Annotated in this window: 15 protein-coding genes; 11 read left to right on the forward strand and 4 right to left on the reverse strand. The window is 35.9% G+C overall.

Going from position 1 to position 21,045, the window contains the following annotated elements; all coding sequences use genetic code 11:
* Window positions 1-223: 223 nt before the first annotated feature.
* From IPI31_01320 to IPI31_01335, 4 genes are all read left to right on the forward strand, one after another.
* A complete protein-coding gene (locus IPI31_01320) occupies window positions 224-1,543 on the forward strand; it encodes a UDP-glucose/GDP-mannose dehydrogenase family protein (GenBank protein ID MBK7566443.1) in 1,320 nt (439 codons plus the stop codon).
* A gap of 239 nt (window positions 1,544-1,782) precedes the next feature.
* Window positions 1,783-2,187, forward strand: a complete 405-nt coding sequence (locus tag IPI31_01325) for a four helix bundle protein (GenBank protein MBK7566444.1) — start codon at window positions 1,783-1,785, stop codon at window positions 2,185-2,187.
* A gap of 133 nt (window positions 2,188-2,320) precedes the next feature.
* A complete protein-coding gene (locus tag IPI31_01330; GenBank protein MBK7566445.1) occupies window positions 2,321-3,292 on the forward strand; it encodes an SDR family oxidoreductase in 972 nt (323 codons plus the stop codon).
* 48 nt (window positions 3,293-3,340) lie between these two features.
* Window positions 3,341-4,297, forward strand: a complete 957-nt coding sequence (locus IPI31_01335) for a KpsF/GutQ family sugar-phosphate isomerase (GenBank protein ID MBK7566446.1) — start codon at window positions 3,341-3,343, stop codon at window positions 4,295-4,297.
* Window positions 4,298-4,565: 268 nt separating this feature from the next.
* Here IPI31_01335 and IPI31_01340 read toward each other — a convergent pair whose 3' ends face one another.
* On the reverse strand, window positions 4,566-5,054 hold the full coding sequence (locus tag IPI31_01340) for a biotin/lipoyl-binding protein (protein ID MBK7566447.1): 489 nt from the start codon (window positions 5,052-5,054) through the stop codon (window positions 4,566-4,568).
* A 91-nt stretch (window positions 5,055-5,145) separates the two neighbouring features.
* Between IPI31_01340 and IPI31_01345 the strand changes: the two genes are divergently transcribed.
* Window positions 5,146-7,812 carry a M1 family metallopeptidase gene (locus tag IPI31_01345; GenBank protein ID MBK7566448.1) on the forward strand — a complete coding sequence of 889 codons (2,667 nt, stop codon included), beginning with the start codon at window positions 5,146-5,148 and terminating at the stop codon, window positions 7,810-7,812.
* Window positions 7,813-8,077: 265 nt separating this feature from the next.
* Here IPI31_01345 and IPI31_01350 read toward each other — a convergent pair whose 3' ends face one another.
* Complete coding sequence (locus IPI31_01350) at window positions 8,078-9,895, reverse strand: ABC transporter ATP-binding protein (protein ID MBK7566449.1); 1,818 nt, start codon at window positions 9,893-9,895, stop codon at window positions 8,078-8,080.
* Between the two features lie 134 nt (window positions 9,896-10,029).
* Here IPI31_01350 and rbfA point away from each other — a divergent pair, with 134 nt between their 5' ends.
* Both rbfA and IPI31_01360 read left to right on the forward strand, forming a co-directional pair.
* Window positions 10,030-10,401, forward strand: coding sequence for a 30S ribosome-binding factor RbfA (gene rbfA, locus IPI31_01355; protein ID MBK7566450.1), 372 nt, complete (start codon window positions 10,030-10,032; stop codon window positions 10,399-10,401).
* Entirely contained in the window at window positions 10,398-11,642 is a 1,245-nt protein-coding gene (locus tag IPI31_01360) for an ABC transporter permease (protein ID MBK7566451.1), read from the forward strand. Before rbfA ends, IPI31_01360 begins: the two co-directional genes overlap by 4 nt.
* 144 nt (window positions 11,643-11,786) lie before the next feature.
* Here IPI31_01360 and IPI31_01365 read toward each other — a convergent pair whose 3' ends face one another.
* A complete protein-coding gene (locus IPI31_01365) occupies window positions 11,787-12,554 on the reverse strand; it encodes a TerC family protein (protein ID MBK7566452.1) in 768 nt (255 codons plus the stop codon).
* A gap of 387 nt (window positions 12,555-12,941) precedes the next feature.
* Here IPI31_01365 and acs point away from each other — a divergent pair, with 387 nt between their 5' ends.
* Genes acs through IPI31_01380 form a run of 3 tightly spaced genes read left to right on the forward strand, consistent with a single transcriptional unit; the run spans window position 12,942 to window position 16,287 of the window.
* Window positions 12,942-14,855: an acetate--CoA ligase gene (gene acs, locus IPI31_01370; GenBank protein ID MBK7566453.1), complete on the forward strand. Its 1,914-nt coding sequence runs from the start codon at window positions 12,942-12,944 to the stop codon at window positions 14,853-14,855.
* Between the two features lie 16 nt (window positions 14,856-14,871).
* Window positions 14,872-15,315, forward strand: a complete 444-nt coding sequence (locus tag IPI31_01375) for a DUF1572 family protein (protein ID MBK7566454.1) — start codon at window positions 14,872-14,874, stop codon at window positions 15,313-15,315.
* A gap of 24 nt (window positions 15,316-15,339) precedes the next feature.
* A complete protein-coding gene (locus tag IPI31_01380; protein ID MBK7566455.1) occupies window positions 15,340-16,287 on the forward strand; it encodes an ROK family protein in 948 nt (315 codons plus the stop codon).
* An 81-nt stretch (window positions 16,288-16,368) separates the two neighbouring features.
* On the opposite strand, the gene IPI31_01385 is transcribed toward IPI31_01380, so the two are convergent.
* Window positions 16,369-17,628 (reverse strand): T9SS type A sorting domain-containing protein, encoded by a 1,260-nt coding sequence (locus IPI31_01385; GenBank protein MBK7566456.1) that lies wholly within the window; start codon window positions 17,626-17,628, stop codon window positions 16,369-16,371.
* A 313-nt stretch (window positions 17,629-17,941) separates the two neighbouring features.
* Between IPI31_01385 and IPI31_01390 the strand changes: the two genes are divergently transcribed.
* Window positions 17,942-20,938 (forward strand): GH92 family glycosyl hydrolase, encoded by a 2,997-nt coding sequence (locus tag IPI31_01390; GenBank protein ID MBK7566457.1) that lies wholly within the window; start codon window positions 17,942-17,944, stop codon window positions 20,936-20,938.
* Window positions 20,939-21,045: the final 107 nt, after the last annotated feature.

Genomic DNA, 21,045 nt, shown 5'->3' on the forward strand with positions numbered 1-21,045 from the left:
GCTGATGTGCCGATGGAACAGCCGGATGTACCAATGTACCGATGAACAGCCGAAAACAATTGACAATTGATAATTGACAATTGATAATTAACCAGCCGACCTTGACGTTTGAGTCGGAGTAAATAGATCCAATATTAAATCAATTTTCACTCGGAGCGATCCTCACCACTGACCACTCACCACTCACCCTTCTCAATTCTCAATTCATCGTTACCTTTGCCCAATGAAACTATCAGTTATTGGAACAGGGTATGTCGGGTTGGTGACGGGGACTTGTTTTGCGGAAACGGGTAATCAGGTTATTTGCGCCGATATTAATGAGGAAAAGGTGCAAAGGATGCAAGCTGGGGAGATTCCGATCTATGAACCGGGATTGGAAACAATTTTTCACCGGAATATCAAACAGGGAAATTTAATATTTACCACAGATCTGAAATATGCAGTTGATAATTCTGACATTATCTTTTTAGCACTTCCTACCCCTCCTTCTGAAGATGGTTCTGCGGATCTTAAACATGTTTTGGCTGTTGCAGAACAGTTGGGAAATATTATTACTTCTTATAAAATAATTATAGATAAAAGTACTGTTCCGGTTGGTACAGCAGAGAAAGTACATGCATTGATCGCAAAAAATTGTCAGTGCGAATTTGACGTTGTAAGTAACCCGGAATTTTTGCGCGAAGGAATGGCGGTGGAAGATTTTATGAAACCTGAACGGGTTGTAATAGGAACAGAAAGTGAAAAAGCCAAAGAAATTTTAAATCGTTTATATGCTCCATTTGTCCGGCAGGGAAATCCCATCATATTTATGGATGAAAAAAGTGCGGAGCTCACAAAATATGCCGCAAATTCTTTTTTAGCGACCAAGATCACTTTCATGAATGAAATTGCCAATCTCTGTGAAATATTAGGAGCTGATGTTGATCTGGTTAGAAAAGGAATTGGAAGTGATTCACGAATAGGCAACAGATTTTTATTCCCGGGTGTTGGATATGGGGGAAGTTGTTTTCCGAAAGATGTTAAAGCATTAAATATCATGTCGAATCAATCGGGATATGAATTTAAGATATTAAAATCGGTGATGGAAGTAAATGAAGCGCAGTGGATGATGCTGATCGATAAAATAATTACGAAATTCGGTAACGATCTAAGTAATAAAAAGTTTGCTGTTTGGGGATTATCCTTTAAACCGAATACCGACGATATTCGTGAAGCACCTGCATTATTTATTATCAATGCATTAATTCAACTTGGTGCACAAATTTCCGCTTTTGATCCTGAGGCAATGGAAAATGTAAAAAGAGAAATTGGAGATCGTATTCAATATGGCGATAATCAATATGAAGTTTTAGAAAAGGCAGATGCACTTGTGATAATTACCGAATGGAGCGTATTTCGTTCTCCCGATTTCGAACTCATAAAAAAAGGTTTGAAAAATAATATCATATTTGACGGGAGAAATTTGTTTGAGTTGGGAGAGATGGAGAAACAGGGGTTTTATTATGCGAGTGTGGGGAGAAGGGTTGTGAGTTCGGGGTTTTGAGTTCTGGGTTCTGGGTTCTGAGTTCTGGGTTCTGGGTTCTGAGTTCTGAGTTCTGGGTTCTGAGTTCTGGGTTCTGGGTTCTGAGTTCTGGGTTCTGAGTTCTGAGTTCTGGGTTCTGAGTTCTAAGTTCTGGGTTCGAGAGTGGATTTTACTCACTACTCACTACCCACCAAATGTTTTTAGGGGTTTAAACATTTTTTTACAGTTTTAGTTATTGTTTAACCTTTAAAAATAAAATTATGGCAACGTTTAAGAGATTCGAGGATATTGAATCGTGGCAATTGGCGAGAGAGTTTTGTAAAATGGTTTCTTTGCTTATTCAAAGAGAGGAGTTTAGTAAAGATTATAAATTAAAGGATCAAATAAATTCTTCCAGTGGATCAATAATGGATAATATAGCAGAAGGATTTAACAGGGGTGGAAATATGGAATTTGTTAATTTTTTACGTTATTCAAAAGGTTCCGGTGGAGAATCACAATCGCAACTTTATCGGGCTTTAGACAGAAATTATATTACTAAAAATGAATTTGACGCTGGCTACAATTTAGTTGAACAAATAAATTCGAAAAATCAAAACCTCATAAAATATTTACAAAAATCAGAATACTCCGGACCCAACTACATGAACAAAAAAAAGACCTAAAAAACTCACAAACCAATTTTCAAATTGAGAAATATTAAACAATCAAAAAGCAAATATTCATGCAAGCACTAACCCAACCCAGAACTCAGAACCCCGAACTCAGAACAACTTCACCGAAGTTCAAATTTAAACCATGAAAAGAGTATTAATAACCGGAGCAGCAGGATTTCTTGGATCACATTTGTGTGATAGATTTATAAATGAAGGATATGAAGTGCTTGCAATGGACAATTTAATTACGGGAGATAAGGCAAATATTGAACATTTATTTCATCTCGAACAATTTGAATTTTTTCATCACGATGTGAGTAAATTTGTACATGTTCCGGGAAATTTGGATTATATATTACATTTTGCATCACCGGCCTCTCCTATCGATTATTTAAAAATTCCGATACAGACATTAAAAGTTGGTTCTCTTGGAACTCATAATTTATTGGGTTTGGCAAAAGCGAAAAATGCACGAATTTTAGTTGCATCTACCAGCGAAGTTTATGGTGATCCATTGGTGCATCCTCAAAATGAAGAATATTGGGGAAATGTAAACCCTGTTGGTCCGAGAGGAGTGTATGATGAAGCGAAAAGATTTCAGGAAGCAATAACAATGGCTTATCATACATATCATAAATTAGAAACACGTATAGCAAGAATATTTAATACCTATGGTCCGAAAATGCGATTAAATGATGGTCGTGTATTACCTGCTTTTATTGGTCAGGCATTGCGTGGTGAAGATCTTACAATTTTTGGTGATGGCAGTCAGACGAGATCTTTTTGTTATGTAGATGATCTTATAGAAGGCATTTATCGTTTATTATTGAGTGATTATGCATTACCTGTTAATATTGGAAATCCCGATGAGATAACCATTAAAGAATTTGCTGAAGAAATAATTGAACTTACCGGGACAGATCAAAAAATTATTTATAAAGAATTACCTGTTGACGATCCAAAACAACGTCAACCCGATATTACCCTTGCCAGAAAATTACTACATTGGGAGCCAAAAGTTTCCAGAAGTGAAGGTTTAAAGATCACGTATAATTATTTTAGAAATTTATCAAAAGAACAATTGTATAAAGATATAGAAGGACGAAAATTTTGAGATCAGTCGCCTATAAATTATCAAATTACCAAACTAACAAATTACCAGATGAGTCATCTTGAGATCGCAAAAAATGTATTGCTTTTCGAATCAGAACAGATAAAAAAAGCTATGGATAAGCTGAATGAACAATTCAATCATTCCGTTGAATCCGTTATGCAAAGCAAGGGCAAACTCGTTGTTTGTGGTATTGGAAAATCTGGCGCTGTTGCACAAAAAATAACTGCAACATTGTGCAGCACCGGAACACCTGCCGTTTTTTTGCATGCAGCGGAAGCAGCACATGGCGATCTGGGAGTATATGCGGAAGGAGATCCTGTTTTAATGATCTCCAAGAGTGGAACTACGGAAGAAATGTTGCGTTTAATTCCGTTTTTTAAAGAATCGCATTCTAAAGTAATTTCCATTGTAGGAAATATTACTTCCCCTATTGCCCGCAATTCTGATTATGTTTTAGATGCAACAGTGGAAAAGGAAGCGGATGCGTTAAATCTTGCACCAACTGCATCAACAACAGTTGCACTTGCAATTGGTGATGCATTAGCAGTTGCCTTAATGCATGCAAGAGGTTTTACTGAAAATGATTTCGCACGATTTCACCCGGGTGGACAACTCGGAAAAAATTTATTGTTGAAAGTGGAAGACGTTATGCATGAATTACACGAAATTGCGCAGGTTGCGGAAAATAATTCGTTTCGTGAGTTAATTATTGCTATGACAAAATTTAATCTGGGAGCTGCTTGTGTTGTTGATAAAGAAAATAATCTTATTGGTTTAGTTACCGATGGTGATGTAAGAAGAAGTTTAATTCGCGATGCTGATCTTTCCAGTATGTTTGTGAATACCATCATGACAAAGAATCCGATTTCTATTTCACCCCGGGCTAGTTTAAAGGAAGCTGTGGCGATGATGGAAAACAGAACTTCACAACTTTCTGTTTTACCTGTGGTGGAGGATGGAAAATGTTTGGGTTTGATTAGGATACATGATATTTATATTAATTAGCAAATGATTGACTGCCGGGAAATACGCTTCTGAATTATACTTTATTTAAGGCTTGAGACAATCGTTTTAATGTACCAATGGAACAGCCGGATGTACCAATGCCTGTCCGGCTTTTGACGGATACCGATGAACAGCCAAACTGCGATAAACCAAAAAATGCTGATTGTATGGATTTTATTCTTTTGCAAGAATAAAATTTATGAAGACTACAAATATAAAATTACCTAATCAGATCGTCTGATAAATTACCAAATTAATAAATGATCTCTCATTCAAAAATTATGAGCACGTGATTTTTTTCAACGCTCACTCCTTTTTCCACGGAAATTGATTTCACTACTGCATCACCTGCTGCTTTTAGCACATTTTCCATTTTCATTGCTTCCAACACAAGCAAGGCATCACCTTTTTTCACAACATCACCCGCCTGAACCCGAACATCAATTACTAATCCGGGCATTGGGGCTTTTAGCTCGCGCATTTTGTTTTGATCGCTGCTGTTGAAACCCATTTGTTCCATCAGCTGGTCAAATTTATCCTTAACCTGAACATCATAGAGATTGCCATTAATTTTAAGGGTAAAGGTTTTTGCGGTAGCGTCCTGATTAACTATTTCAATATTAAACGACTTTCCATCCTTTAATAAATGATAAAAACGACCATCTACATGAATGATATCCGTCAATATTTCGGACCCATTAACATTATCCCCTTCAATATCATAGGTTTTTGTGCCATTTACTATTACTTTATTCATAATTACTATATTAAAAGTTAAGGTATCACCGTTTTAAGCTATCTTGACTACCTTTACACCGCTTAAACCAGCACATACAAAAAACAAAGCTATGAAATTAAAAATGTTTGCAATAGCCACTTTATCGGTGGTTTTATTTTATCAGTGCGATCCAACCAAAAAACTCTATTCAGGAGAAGAATATCTTGGTGATATCGACACGATACCTGAAGTTTATGATGAATACAGTTATGAAGGAGAGGGTGAATATGATTATGACTATGATGATTATAGTTACGACGATTACCTGGATACTGCAGTAAGCAAATATAGTTCTTCGGTGTATCATGGCTCCGAAACACGTCTCAGCGATTTGATCCATACCAATCTTGAGGTGAAATTTGACTGGGCTAAAGCATGGATGTTTGGGAAAGCAACACTCACTATCAAACCCTACTTTCAACCCACCTCCACACTCACACTCGATGCAAAAGGATTTGAAATAAAGGAAGTTTCCATGGTAACTGCCACCGGAAAAACACCTTTAAAATATATTTATAATACAGATTCCATTCCTGATACTTTTAAATTGATAATTGACCTCGGACGCACTTATAGCAGAACAGAGGAATATAAAATATTTATCGATTATATCGCAAAACCAAACGACCTGCCACTCGGTGGAAGTGCTGCCATAAGTGCAGATAAAGGTTTATATTTTATTAATAATGATGGTTCAGATAAAAATAAACCGATGCAGATATGGACACAGGGAGAAACAGAGGCAACATCTTGCTGGTGTCCTACTATCGACAAACCAAACGAAAGATGCACCAATAATTTTTTTATAACCATTGAAGATAAATATCAGACATTATCTAACGGAGCTTTAATTTCTTCCAAAAAAAATGCGGACGGAACCCGCACCGACAACTGGAAAATGGATCAACCTCATGCTCCGTATTTATTTATGATGTCGATTGGGGAATATTCAATTGTAAAAGATACCTGGAAAAAAATACCGGTGAATTATTACGTTGAAAAAGAATATGAAAAAGATGCCAAAGCTATTTTCGGCAATACTCCTGAAATGATTGAATTTTATTCTAAAACGTTAGGTGTTGATTATGTTTGGCCAAAATACAGTCAGGTAATTGTGCGCGATTATGTAAGTGGTGCAATGGAAAACACCTCTGCAACAGTTCATGGAGAATTTTTACAACAACACAGTCGCGACCTATTGGATGAAAATAATGAAGATGTTATTTCCCACGAATTATTTCACCAATGGTTTGGCGATCTTGTAACTTGTGAAAGCTGGAGTAATCTTCCTTTAAATGAATCGTTCGCAACTTATGGTGAATATTTATGGCGTGAATATAAATATGGAAGAGATGATGCTGATTATACCGGCACACTCGATCTCAGTAGCTATTTGGATGAATCGGATTACAAACAAGTTGATCTTATTCGTTTCAAATATGATACAAGGGAAGACATGTTTGATTCACACTCGTATGCCAAAGGAGGAAGAGTTTTACATATGCTTCGTAAATATTTAGGTGATGAAGCATTTTTTGCAGGTTTAAATAAATATCTTGTAGATAATAAATACAACTCTGTAGAAATTCACAATTTGCGTTTGGCCATGGAAGCAGTTTCCGGTGAAGACCTTAATTGGTTCTTTAATCAATGGTTCTTAAGTAGCGGACATGCCAATATTGATATTTATACCGAATACATGGAGTATGAAAAACAATTGGTGATCAATGTTACGCAATACCAGGATACCACTACAACTCCATTATATGTTTTGCCTTTGGATGTTGATATTTATATTAATGGTAAAGTAGAACGTAAACGTATTATAGTTGACAAACAAAAACAAGCTTTCACATTTAATTACGAAACAAAACCAGACCTTGTAAATGTGGATGCGGAAAAAATGTTGTTGGGAGTTAAAACAGAAAACAAAACATTGGAGGAATATACTTTTCAATATAAAAATGCGCCTTTGTATGTTGACAGGAAAGAAGCAATAGAAGCTGTTAGTCAATATCAATATGAGAGTCCAGCTTATCGCCAATTAGTGGAATCAGCTTTATATGATAAACATTGGGCAATACGTCAGTTTGCATTGGATACGCTATTACTCGATGGAAATACATCGCAACAAATTAAAGATAGAATTTTGGATATGGCAAAAACAGATCCAAGAAGTTATGTAAGAGCAAGTGCAATTTATACTTTACCTGAAATTACAGGTATTAATGCATGGTCGGCCTACGAACAAGCTTTGGGAGATAGTTCATATACAGTGGTAGCTGCAGGTTTATCCTCTATTTACAACAACGACGAAAAAAAGGGACTGGAACTTGCGCGAAAATATAAAAATGAAGATAACTACAGCCTGAACTATACGGTATTAAATATTTTAGGAATGGGTGGAGATGCTATAGATAATGATTTCTTTCTCCAAAAATTCGCTGAAGCTTCAGGATATGATGCCTACTTTGTTATGATAAATTACGAGCCATATTTGCAACGTCAAACGGATTCTTATATCATTATAAAAGGAATAGATGCATTAAAAGAAATTGCATCTGATGAAAATAATTTCTGGATGTCGTTTACCGCAAGTGGTATTATTTCAGGCTTGAAAGGCACCTATGAAACGGCACTTGAAAATGAAACAAATCCGCAAATTCAAAAATCGTTACAGGCAGCAATTGATCATATAAATACAACAATGGCCGGGTTGGGTACAATTGATTATTAATTGTGCTTTTATTGGAAAATTCTTTTTAAATCATTAAATAAAAAGGAGCTGAGTTCCGGAGAAAACCTCCAATACTTAGCTCCTTTTTTTGATATCTTATCAAGTCGAAGCGATCTCACCACTCCCTATTCACTACTCACCAATAGTCAAAATTCAATAGTCAGTAGTAGGAACTATGGGCTTAAATGAATCTACTCATTACTCATTACTCATTTCGTGAAGTGTGAATCCTGAGTTTTGAATAAAACTTTTAATTATTCCTAAATCAAAATGCCTGCATTTCAACCAAACGCGCATACAATCCGTTTTTAGCGATAAGGGCATTATGGTTTCCCCGTTCAACTATTCTTCCTTCCTGCATCACTATTATTTCATCAGCGTATTGTATTGTAGATAAGCGATGTGCAATAACAATAGATGTGCGGTTCTTCATTAATTTAAATAAGGCATCCTGCACCAACTTTTCATTTTCTGTATCGAGTGAAGAGGTTGCCTCATCCAAAATAAGTATGGGTGGATTTTTATAAATAGCGCGTGCAATGGTAATTCGCTGACGTTCACCTCCGCTTAATTTAGAACCTCTGTCGCCAATAACAGTTTGATATCCATTTTCCAATCGCATAATAAATTCATGTGCGTTTGCTACTTTAGCTGCTTTAATTACATCTTCCTCCACAGCGTAATCAATCCCGAATGCGATATTATTATAAACGGTATCATTAAATAAAATAGATTCCTGGGTTACAATTCCCAGTTGATTTCTAAGACTGGTTATTCTAAGGTCACGGATATTGTAATCATCGATTAAAATTTCTCCATCCGTTACATCGTGAAATCTTGCCAACAGATCTGCGAAAGTGGATTTTCCCGATCCGGAAGGACCCACCAAGGCAACCATTTTACCTTTGTCGATCTTAATATTGATATTATTTAAAACCAGATTTTCGGCATATCGGAAACTGACATTTTTATACTCCACCGCAGCAGTAAATGTTTTAATATTTGTTGCGTGCAGACTTTCTTTAATATTTATTTCCGCATCCATGATACTTTCAATGCGCTCCAGGGATGCAATTCCGCGCTGAATATAAAAGTATGAATTTGCAACATTTCGTGCAGGCCCAAGCATGTTCGCAAAAACTAAAATATAACCGATAAATATATCCGCAGTAAAATTATTTTTTCCATCAATAATGATACTTCCACCGTAATACAATAATGCAGCAACTACACAGATACTTAAAAATTCGATTAAAGGACTTGAAAGTTGCCATCTTCTCAACGCACTGGTTGCAAAATATTCCAATGATTTATTTTCTCTCAGAAATTTTGCTTTTTGATATCGCTCCGCATTAAATGCCTTAATAATTCTCAAACCTGAAAGTGATTCTTCAAATAGCGACATTAAATACCCCAATTGATTTTGTTCCTTCTTCGATTTTCTCCTTAAAGATTTTCCTATCCTACCAATTACAAAACCTGCAATGGGCAATAAAATAAAAACAAATACGGTGAGCTCCACACTGATCAATAACATAGCAATAAAAAAACACAACATGGTAACAGGATCGCGGAATGTAGATTCAAGTGTATTCATGATGCTTGTCTCCACTTCCTTAACATCCGTACTCATTCGGGCTATAATATCCCCTTTGCGCGTTTCGCTGAAATAGGAAAGTGGCAATTGCAATATTTTATCAAATACTCCCTGACGCAATTCTCTTACAACGCCGGTTCGCAACGGAGCCAAAAAATACAAAGCGAGATATCGAAAAATATTTTTTATAAAAAACATTACCACAACAGAAATACAAACGATCAGAAGTCCTGAAGCTTTTCCGTGAATTGCAACATATTCCGCAAATTGATAATTAAAATAACCCATTAGTTCCTTCAGATTCCAGCTTAGTTCAGGTTTATCTGTAGGTGGCTTCACCATGTCAAAAATTATTTGAAGGAAAGGGATCACCATCAAAATAGAAAAAAGGTTAAAAAATGCGTAGAAGAGATTAAATATAAAATTGAGTATTGCGTAGCGTTTAAACCGCCCAACATATTTTAAAATCCTAAGGTAACTTTTCATATGGCTGCACAAATTTACAAAAACTACAGTTCGGGCACTTTTGAAGCATTAGGAGCCCGAAAGGAAGGAAATCAGGTATCTGGAATGATTTTCCTTATACATCTATGCCATAAACGACGTAACTTAGCATCATTATGGACAGCAGGAGGCAAAAAAAGATGGGGCAGCTTATTCAGGAAGAAATGGGCAGCTTTTTACAGCGCGAAGGAGCAAATTATTATGGAAATAAATTTGTTACGGTTACCCAGGCTTCCATAACTCCGGATCTTCAGGATTGCAGAATATTTATTTCAGTATTTGGCGATCCCGCAATTGGGGAACAAGTAGTGGAAAGTCTGAATAAAAATGGAGGAGATATCAGAAGGAGATTTGGGCAGATCATGCGCAATTCGTTGCGTATAATCCCACACATTCAGTTTTTCCTTGACGACACCCTCGAAAATGTTTTCCGCCTAGAAGAAATTTTCAAAAAAACGCAGGAAGATAAAAATAAAGACCCTGAATGAAATTTACTTTCCGGATAGCCTGGCGATATATTTTTTCAAAAAAATCAACAAATGCCATCAATATTATTTCAGGCATTTCCATGACCGGAATTATTATTGGTTCTGCATCGTTAATTATAGTTCTTTCTGCATTTAATGGTTTCGAAAATCTTGTCGACAGACTTTATAGTACTTTTTATCCTGATATTACTATAAGTGCAGCCAAAGGAAAGGTATTTGTAATGGACAGTTCTAAAATTGCACAAATTCAAAATATTGAAGGTGTAGAATATATTTCCAAAACTTTGGAAGAAAATGTATTGCTTGCTTATAATAAACAAGAACATATTGCCACTATCAAAGGAGTGGATACCATTTATAAATATGTGACCGCTGTTGACGACAGCGTGTACTACGGCGATTATATTTTAGATTATAACTATTTAAATTACACACTCAATTGTGCTGTATTAGGCTCCGGAGTTGCATCTACACTGAATGTGAGTCTGGGTTTAGACTATCCTGCCATTCAAATATTCATGCCGCGAAGAGGATCAAAACCGTCAGCAAATCCCCGAAACACCTTTATACAAAAGGGTATTCAGCCGATGGGAGTTTTTCGTATACAACAGGAATTCGACAGTAAATATGTAATTACCTCCTTGGGATTTATCAGTGAATTACTTGAATACTCGAATGGAGAGATCAGCACGCTCGAAATAAAAACATCAGATAAAAAAAATGTGAACGAGATCATTGAAAAGATTCAACTCATTATTGGAGAAGATTATATAATCAAAAACAGATTCATGCAAAATGAATTTTTATATCGAGTAATGAAAACAGAAAAATGGGCCGTGTACTTTATTCTCACATTCATATTTATTATCGCAGCATTTAATATGATAGGATCTATTGCAATGTTGGTTATTGATAAAAAAAAGGATATCGGAATCTTGCGTTCATTGGGAGCTTCGGAAAAAACGATAAGAAATATCTTTTTTTTTCAGGGTGTTTTACAAACCCTGGTTAGTATAACTATAGGTTTTACTATTGCATCCATTTTGTGTGTCCTTCAAATGAAATACGGATTTATAACAATTCCGGGTCAGGGCACTTTTGTAGTTACTGCTTATCCTATTGCATTGGAATGGAAAGATTACCTAAATGTTTTTTTAACGGTATTTGTTATCGGGAGTATAGCTTCCTATTTCCCGGCTTATATGGCAGCACGCCAAAAGTGGTTATTCAAACAAGAATAATGAAAAAATGAAAAATGAAAGAAAAGGAATGAAGGAATGAAGGAATGAAGGAATGAAAGAATGAAAGAATGAAAGAATGAAGTCAACGGCCTAATATTAATCAGACCCCTCTAACTACTAAATACTATATACTACATACTCCTTTTAGTTGCCAAACTCATTTTCCTCTAGATCATGTTTTTCCTTTTTTTTACGGGCATTTGCTTTCATACGAAGGTTAAGCATTTCTACTAAAACAGAGAATCCCATCGCGACATAGATATACCCTTTTTCAACGTGTCCACCCCATCCTTCAATCAATAAGCTTACACCTATCATCACCAAAAATGATAGTGCCAGCATTTTAACAGTTGGATGTTTTTGGACAAAATTGCTTATCGGATCTGCTGCGAACAGCATTATAATAACAGCAATTATTACGGAAAGTATCATAACGATCACCATTTCAGGTTCAACCATTCCTACGGCGGTGATAACTGAATCCAGGGAAAAAACGATATCAAGGATCAAAATCTGAACAATTATTGATACAAAGGAGGGTCTTTTAATATTTGGATTATTTTCATGATCCACGCCTTCAATTTTTTCATGAATTTCTGTGGTTGCCTTATATATGAGGAATAATCCACCCAGCAACAATACAATATCCCTCCCCGATATACCGTGGTTTAAAATACTGAACAGATCCTCTTCCAGACCCAATATCCAACTCAGCGATAATAATAACAAAATTCTTGTGATCATTGCCAGCGCCAAACCTATTCTGCGGGCTTTGCGTTGCTGTTCCAAAGGTAACTTGGTTGATAGGATAGATATAAATACAATATTGTCGATACCCAAAACTATTTCCAAAACGGTAAGTGTAAGTAAAGCAATCCAGGCATCAGCTTGAGCAAATATTGTAAAATCCATCATTTTTTGTTATTTGTGGTGCAAAAATCCATCATAAATTCCGCTTATGCAAGGGGGATGCGTGACAAAGGACATAGGACACAGGACATAGGACAAAAAAACTTCGATCTCACTTTGTTTTTCTTTGCCCATTTTCCTTGCCCAACGTTAAATCCTGTTTTCTGATTCTTGTGTCTAATTTTTATCTGTCAGTTAGACCCTCCTAGGCCGAGGGCCTCTCGTGAATCATTAATCCAAATCCCATCGTTTGTTTTCCTATGTCCCCTTTCCCTTGTCCTATGTCAAGTCCATTGTCCTGTGTCCTGTGTCCTGTGTCCTTTCTACAGTCCTGATTCTTGATACCCGATACCTGATACCTGATACCATTTAGTAATTTAGAGCGGAATTATGATGCAAAAAATTAAAACACCTGAAGAATTTCGATCTGCTTATCAGTTTAGTGTGGAAAATCCGGAGGCATTTTGGGCGGGAATTGCGGAGGAATTTGTTTGGAAAAAAAAATGGGAAACCGTATTGCAATGGAATTTTAAGGAGCCTGATATTAAATGGTTCATAAATGGAAAATTAAATATTACAGAAAATTGTCTCGATAGATGGGCAAAAATTCACCCTGAAAAAATCGCAATTATTTGGGAGCCGAATCAACCGGAAGAAGAAAATATTAAGATCACCTATGCAGAATTGCTTAACAGCGTTTGCAAATTCTCCAATGCATTAATTAATCAGGGAATACAAAAGGGCGACCGAATTTGTATTTATATGCCCATGATCCCTGAGCTTGTAATTGCCGTGTTAGCTTGTGCAAGAGTTGGGGCAATTCATTCTGTTGTTTTCGCAGGATTTTCTGCTCAATCATTATCAGAAAGAATAAATGATTCGCAATGTAAAATGGTGATTTGCAGCGATGGTGCATTTCGCGGAAATAAATTAATCGACATTAAAAATGTTGTGGATGAAGCAGTTTCAAATTGTAATTCCATTGAAAAAGTGATCGTAAAAAAAAGAACCAATTCTATTATTACCTGGAATAATAAAATTGATCTTTTGTGGGAGGATGCGATAGAAAACATGTCTGATAAATTCACCGCTGCCGAAATGGATTCCGAAGACCCCCTGTTTATTTTATATACCAGTGGATCAACGGGCAAACCAAAAGGTGTTGTTCATTCCATTGGAGGATATATGATCTATACTGCCTATACTTTTTTAAATGTATTTCAGTATGAGAAAAATGATATTTATTGGTGCACTGCAGATATTGGATGGATAACAGGACATTCTTATTTAATTTACGGTCCTCTGTTAAATGGCGCCACATCATTATTATTTGAGGGTATTCCAACCTTTCCTGATGCAGGCAGATTCTGGAGCACAATTGATAAATACAAAGTAAACATTTTTTATACCGCACCAACAGCTATCCGATCGTTAATGGTTTATGGAGATAAATTTATTGAACCTTATAATTTAAGTTCTTTAAAAACTTTAGGAACTGTTGGCGAACCCATTAATGAAGAAGCCTGGCATTGGTATCATGAAAAGATCGGAAGAAACACTTGCCCGATAGTGGACACCTGGTGGCAGACAGAAACAGGTGGTATATTAATTTCCAGTATTGCTAATGTTACACCTTCCATTCCAAGCGTTGCAAGTTTACCTTTACCTGGTATTCAACCCATAATTGTAGACACCTCCGGTAACGAATTAACAGAGCTGGTAGCAGAAGGCTTGTTGTGTATTAAATTTCCATGGCCATCAATTATTCGCACAACTTATAATGATCATGAAAGATGCAGATTAAATTATTTTTCTCATTTTAAAGATCTCTATTTTACCGGCGATGGTTGTAAACGCGATGCAAATGGAAATTACCGAATTATAGGACGTGTTGACGATGTAATAAATGTTTCCGGTCACCGCATTGGCACTGCGGAAGTGGAAAATGCCATTAATGAACATCCGGAGGTAATTGAAAGTGCCGTTGTTGCATATCCACATGATATTAAAGGACAAGGTATTTATGCATTTGTGATTTGCGATAAACAAATATTGGATGCAGATAAATTGCGTTTGGAAATAAGAGATGTTGTGGTAAAAATGATAGGTGCCATAGCTCGTCCTGATAAAATTCAAATTGTTTCGGGATTGCCAAAAACAAGAAGTGGTAAAATTATGCGCAGAATTTTAAGAAAGATCGCGGAAGGGGAATCACATAATTTAGGAGATATTTCCACTCTGCTAGATCCGGGTGTGGTGGAAGAAATTAAAAACGGATATCAACAGTTCGCCATTGAAAAATAATTAAAAAATAAATAATATGATACAATCATTAAAAGAAGTATATCTTAAAAATTTGAATTCTCTTATGACTGAAATAAGTTTATATAATTCAGAAGAGGATATTTGGAGAGTGGAACCCGGAATTTTAAATTCTGCAGGAAATCTTACCTTACATCTGATGGGAAATTTAAATTTTTTTATTGGAACATATTTAGGTGATACAGGTTATGTGCGCGACCGCGACAGAGAATTTTCTGATAAAGATATTCCAAAACTTCAACTGATGAACGACCTGAATGAAACGATAAATATGCTGGACGTAACTTTATCCAATTTATCTGATGAAGCCCTTCTTCAGGTATATCCAACTGATAAATTCGGCGAAGGAAAAACAAACGCTTATATACTTACTTATTTACTGGCTCATTTCAACTATCATCTGGGTCAGATAAATTATCACAGAAGATTGTTGAGTAAATAATTAATTTTAGCCGAAATTATCTATATGCAGGATGTAGTTTTAGGAGTTGACATTGGAGGAACCGGGATTAAATTCGGTTTAGTTACCCGAAAAGGAGAAATTTTAATTTCCGACAAGGTAAAAACCAAGGGTTATCCCAACCCCGAAAAACTACCAAAAGATCTTTTTAAATGGGCGAATAAAGAATGCGCTCATTTAGATCTAAATCTAATTGGAGTTGGAATAGGCACTCCCAATGGCAATTACTACACAGGTACTATTGATTTTGCACCTAATTTGCCTTGGACGGGAGTAATTCCTCTTAAAAAGTATTTTGAAAAAATATTTTCATTACCAGTAGCATTAACTAATGATGCAAAAGCTGCTGCAATGGGTGAAATGTATTACGGAGCAGCGGAGGGTATGAAAGATTATTTATTCATTACACTGGGCACAGGTTTGGGCAGCGGAATTGTGGTAGCAGGTAATATTGTTTATGGATACGATAGTCTTGCAGGAGAACTTGGCCATACTATAGTTTATAGAAATGGACGGGAATGCCCCTGTGGAAGAAGAGGTTGTTTGGAACAATATGTAAGCGCTCCGGGAATTGTAAAAACCTATTACGAATTATTGCGCAACCAAAATCTGGATGAATTCAGAACCAGTTTGGGAAATATGATAGATAGCGCTGAAGTTTGTAAAAAAGCATTGGAGGGCGATTCCATTGCATTGGAAGCATTTAAAAAAACCGGAGAGATACTTGGATTTGCTCTCGCCAATTCAGTTTGTTATACCCGACCTGAAAAAATATTTTTATTCGGTGGTTTAGCACAGGCGGGAGAACTAATATTTAAACCAACTATCGAAAGTTTTGAAAATTATTTATTGCCAATCTATAAAAATAAAATTCCTGTACTTCCATCCGGATTGAAAGAAAACGAAGCAGCAATTTTAGGAAGCGCATCACTTATCTGGAATGAATTGAAATAATTTTCCTATCAATTACCTAAATAAAAATACCCCGCTGCTAATGCTTTACATTATAAGCGGGGTATTTCATTAATCAATTATTTATTCATTAATAATAAAGGTAGCTTTAGATGCTGCATTTTCAGAGTATATTGTGATCATATACAAACCGGAATTTAATTCAGGTAATAAGACAGTCATGTTATCAGAATAATTTTCCTGTAAGGAAAGAATTTGTTTTCCATCAATAGAAAATATATTAATACCAATCTTTTCATTGGAATTAAAATCATCCGCTTGAATATGAATTTGATTTTCTAAAACCGGATTTGGAAAAATATTGAGCGTTGAATTTTCTTTATCATTATTGTAAATGCCTGTATATTCTTCATCAAAAAACCAATATTTGGCAGTTGTATCAGCAATAAAATAATTTAGCATGAGCTGACCCATTTTTATTTCACCACTTCCACTTAAGTGTAAACCATCCGGGGCAACGTCCTCTTCACAATCCAATAGTAATCCGTCCATACGTTCAACAGAACCATCAGTCCAGTGATATGTGCCCCACGTAACCAATGGTATTTCTGCAGAAGGACCTTCATAAGTATATCCAAGTTCATGATTGATCACATTTTCGATAAACCATTTTAAACCCCATCCATTATAATAATCGCGAGGAAACTTTAATCCATTTGTAAGATCTTCTGTACCAGGATCAGCAAATCCTGAATAGGCACGAGCTGTTACATAACAAATTTGGGTATTTGGAAACATTATTTTAATTGCCTGCAACAAAAAATGAAAATCTGTAACCAATGCTTGAGCAGCACTCGGAAATGCAGTATCACCAACTGCTGTATTTTCTTCTTCTATCCAAACAATTTGTACTTGATCGGCAGATAAGTCATTTTCCTCTAAAAGATTCATTACGTTACCCCAATATTCAGAAGCTGTATAATTCATATCCTGAATTCCTATGGAAGGAACACATCCATTAATAAGAGATAATTTATCATTCCGCGGTTCAAAATAATTCGATATTTCTATAAATTTATTAAACTCAGCACCAGGATTTGATGCACCAATTCCCAACATAACTATTCTTCCATCCTCATCGGCATTTCCGGCAATGTCTAATGGCTGAATATTCTGAACATGTTCGATGCAGGCTGCAAGGTACTCTGTTGGTCTTACATTGGAACCATCCGGATATAATCCACCGGTGAATCCGCGGTAGGTTCCTAAACCTAAATCAGGTATTGGAATCAATCCTGTATTATCATGAGAACAATCTTTTTGTGCATTTACAAGCGAACACATAAAAATAAGGAGAAGCAGAGGAGAAAAAATTCTTGTCATAGTAAGCTTTAAAAAAATTAAATAATAGCTGTGCTTCGTGGTTCCTGAAATATTTTGCGCAATTTGTATGCGACAAAACCTCCAAAACACTTAATGTGAGTCAATTGTGAGTTTGTAAAATTTCAGATTGCCCTATTTAGAATAAGTATTATAAAAAATTCTATGTATAGACGCTTGATTTGTTAATAATTTGTAAATGGAGAACCTCACTGGTAAAAATTTTAATTCCTGTAGTTTGGGGCAAAAGTCTACACTTTGGGGAATTCCCCAACAGATATAGGAAGGATTCTACATAATCCTTTACCTTCATGACATGAAAAGTATCGTTTGTGTATTTCTCTTATTAAGTCTCAATATGAGTAGCCAAAATCTTACCAAATTTGTTAACCCGTTTATTGGTACGGGTGGACATGGCCATACTTATCCTGGAGCAACTGTTCCCTTCGGATTTGTGCAGCTTAGTCCTGATACCCGACCTGACGGATATAACGATTGGGATGGATGTGGAGGTTATCATTACAGCGATTCCATTATTTACGGATTTTCGCATACACATTTAAGCGGGACAGGCATTGCAGATTATTGTGATATTTTATTGATGCCTACTGTTGGTGAAGTTCAATTAAATAATATTGTAAATAACGATCCGAAACAAGGATATGCATCCGCCTTTTCGCACAAAACCGAAAAGGCTTCTCCGGGCTATTATTCTGTATTATTAGAGGATGATGATATTCCGGTGGAATTAACTGCTACGGCACGTGTTGGAATGCATAAATATGCATTTCCCGATACCGGAAAAGTTAATATCATTTTAGATCTTCGACACAGGGATAAATTATTGGAAGGTTCCTATATTGAAATAATTTCCCCAACAAAAATTCAGGGTTTGCGTCGCTCTTCCAGCTGGGCAAAAGACCAGTGGTTGTATTTTGCCATCGAATTTTCAGAACCATTTAATTATGCCGAGATAATTGACAGTGCAAATACGGCCATGGTTAGATCGCAACGATTCGAATCCAAAATTATCAGCGGTACACATTTAAATAGTTTTTTTCAGTTTTTGGGGGATGGTGGAAAAACTATAATTGTTAAATGTGCACTTTCTCCTGTAAGTTGTATGGGTGCATGGAAAAATATGCAGGCAGAAATTCCAGATTGGGATTTTGAAAAAGTAAAAAAAGATGCTGATGCAATTTGGAATAAAGAATTATCAAAAATAGAAATTACAAGTATTGCAGATGAAAAAAAATCTTTAACCGATGCAGATAATAAATTGGTGATTTTTTATACCGCACTTTATCACTGCATGCTTGCACCAAATATTTATGAAGATGTGGATGGAAAATACCGCGGAAGAGATAATAAAATTCATACAGCTGATGATTTTAATTATTATACTGTATTTTCTTTATGGGATACTTATCGCGCATTACATCCCTTGCTCACCATTATTGATCAAAAAAGAACAAATGATTTTATCAATACTTTTTTAAAACAATACGAACAAGGTGGAAGGTTACCTGTTTGGGAATTAAGTAGCAACGAAACCGATTGTATGATTGGATATCATTCGGTGAGTGTAATTGCAGACGCAGCAGCAAAGGGAATTCGGGGTTACGACATGAACCTCGCCTACGAAGCCATGAAACACAGTGCCAACCTCGATCATTTCGGATTAAAATTTTATAAAGAAAAGGGATTTATAGAAAGTAATGAGGAACCGGAATCTGTTTCGAAAACGCTAGAATACAGTTACGATGACTGGTGTATCGAACAAGTGAGTTTTATAAATTATCTGGAAAACAGAAGTGTAAAAAATCAGACAGAATTGATGTATTATAATGACCGGTCTCTAAATTATAAAAATATTATGGATGGCAACTATGCCCGGCCTCGGTTTAATGGCGGTTGGTATAAACCTTTTGACCCTTCTGAGGTGAATTTTAATTATACGGAAGCAAATGCATGGCAATATTCCACTTTTGCACCTCAATCTGATTTTCCTTCAAATGAAAAATTTCTCGATAGTTTATTTAACGCATCTACTAAAACAACAGGAAGAGATCAGTCTGACATAACTGGTCTGATCGGACAGTATGCGCATGGAAATGAACCCAGCCATAATATTGCTTATCTATATAATTATACTTACACCGCTCCTTGGAAAACGCAATATTATTTAGATAAAATAATTCATAATTTTTATAAAAATAGTCCCGACGGTTTGATCGGCAATGAAGATTGCGGTCAAATGAGTGCATGGTATGTATTAAGTGCAATGGGATTATATCCTGTTTCTCCAGGGAGATCCACATTTGATTTTGGCCTGCCTGTTTTTGATCAAGTGGATATCAATCTGGAAAACGGAAATAAGTTCACGGTTGAAACCATAAATAATGCCGAGGAAAATATTTATCTGGATTCCGTAGTTTTCACTAATACTCCAATAACTTCCCTGCATATTGATTTCCATTTAATATCTCCCGGAGGTAAACTCACCTTTTATAAAACTGCGGATAATAAAAAAAGTTATTCTCCTGCAAATACCGATTACAATAAATATAAAATTCCGATAACAGCTCCTCTGATCTCCGCTTCCAACATCTCTTTTTCTGACTCTCTTCGGGTTCACATCAGTTCACCACAACAAACGGGATATATTTTTTATACTACTGACGGGACACGTCCCACAACCGAAAGCAGGTATATAAAAAAAGATACATTTTTTTATATTACAGATACAAGAACCATCAAGGCAATGTATTGTGCGCCATATGAAAAAGTGGAAAATATTTTCTGTACTGGTGTATCCACGGCAAATTACACAAAATTACCCTATCAATATTTTATTAAATATCTGACAAAATATAATTCCCAGTACAGTGCTGGTGGTGATAATGCACTAATTGACGGATTATCCGGAGGAGCAGATTTCAGAACAGGCATGTGGCAAGGATGGCAAAAAGAAAATATGGAAGTGGTTTTAGATCTTGGTGAAATAAAAGAAATAACAAAAGCCGGTGCCGGATTTTTACAGGATGTGAGAAGCTGGATATGGATGCCGGCGAAACTGGAAATATATACCTCCACAGATGGTGTAAAATATACACTAAGTAAAACAATTGTCAATACTACTCCATCCGATAATTACGAATCAAAAGAAATTAAAAATGTAGAAGCAGAATTAAATTCCACCAAAACGCGATATGTAAAATTTATTGCTTACAACTTCGGACCAGTTCCTAACTGGCATCCGGGAAAGGGTGGAGATACGTGGGTGTTTTGTGATGAGGTTTGGGTAAAATAAATGAAAGAATGAAGGAATGAAAGAATTAAAGAATGAGAACCCTCAGACCTCACAGGTTTGGGAAACCTGTGAGGTCTGAGGGAAGGGGAGGAAATAAATGAAAGAAT

Source organism: Bacteroidota bacterium, assembly GCA_016706865.1.
Taxonomy (GTDB): Bacteria; Bacteroidota; Bacteroidia; order Chitinophagales; family BACL12; genus UBA7236.

Bases quoted from the DNA above. Each gene is read 5' to 3' on its own strand.
- IPI31_01320 (MBK7566443.1), top strand. From the start codon at position 224: ATGAAACTATCAGTTATTGGAACAGGGTATGTCGGGTTGGTGACGGGG.
- IPI31_01325 (MBK7566444.1), top strand. From the start codon at position 1,783: ATGGCAACGTTTAAGAGATTCGAGGATATTGAATCGTGGCAATTGGCG.
- IPI31_01330 (MBK7566445.1), top strand. From the start codon at position 2,321: ATGAAAAGAGTATTAATAACCGGAGCAGCAGGATTTCTTGGATCACAT.
- IPI31_01335 (MBK7566446.1), top strand. From the start codon at position 3,341: ATGAGTCATCTTGAGATCGCAAAAAATGTATTGCTTTTCGAATCAGAA.
- IPI31_01340 (MBK7566447.1), bottom strand. From the start codon at position 5,054: ATGAATAAAGTAATAGTAAATGGCACAAAAACCTATGATATTGAAGGG.
- IPI31_01345 (MBK7566448.1), top strand. From the start codon at position 5,146: ATGAAATTAAAAATGTTTGCAATAGCCACTTTATCGGTGGTTTTATTT.
- IPI31_01350 (MBK7566449.1), bottom strand. From the start codon at position 9,895: ATGAAAAGTTACCTTAGGATTTTAAAATATGTTGGGCGGTTTAAACGC.
- rbfA (MBK7566450.1), top strand. From the start codon at position 10,030: ATGGACAGCAGGAGGCAAAAAAAGATGGGGCAGCTTATTCAGGAAGAA.
- IPI31_01360 (MBK7566451.1), top strand. From the start codon at position 10,398: ATGAAATTTACTTTCCGGATAGCCTGGCGATATATTTTTTCAAAAAAA.
- IPI31_01365 (MBK7566452.1), bottom strand. From the start codon at position 12,554: ATGGATTTTACAATATTTGCTCAAGCTGATGCCTGGATTGCTTTACTT.
- acs (MBK7566453.1), top strand. From the start codon at position 12,942: ATGATGCAAAAAATTAAAACACCTGAAGAATTTCGATCTGCTTATCAG.
- IPI31_01375 (MBK7566454.1), top strand. From the start codon at position 14,872: ATGATACAATCATTAAAAGAAGTATATCTTAAAAATTTGAATTCTCTT.
- IPI31_01380 (MBK7566455.1), top strand. From the start codon at position 15,340: ATGCAGGATGTAGTTTTAGGAGTTGACATTGGAGGAACCGGGATTAAA.
- IPI31_01385 (MBK7566456.1), bottom strand. From the start codon at position 17,628: ATGACAAGAATTTTTTCTCCTCTGCTTCTCCTTATTTTTATGTGTTCG.
- IPI31_01390 (MBK7566457.1), top strand. From the start codon at position 17,942: ATGAAAAGTATCGTTTGTGTATTTCTCTTATTAAGTCTCAATATGAGT.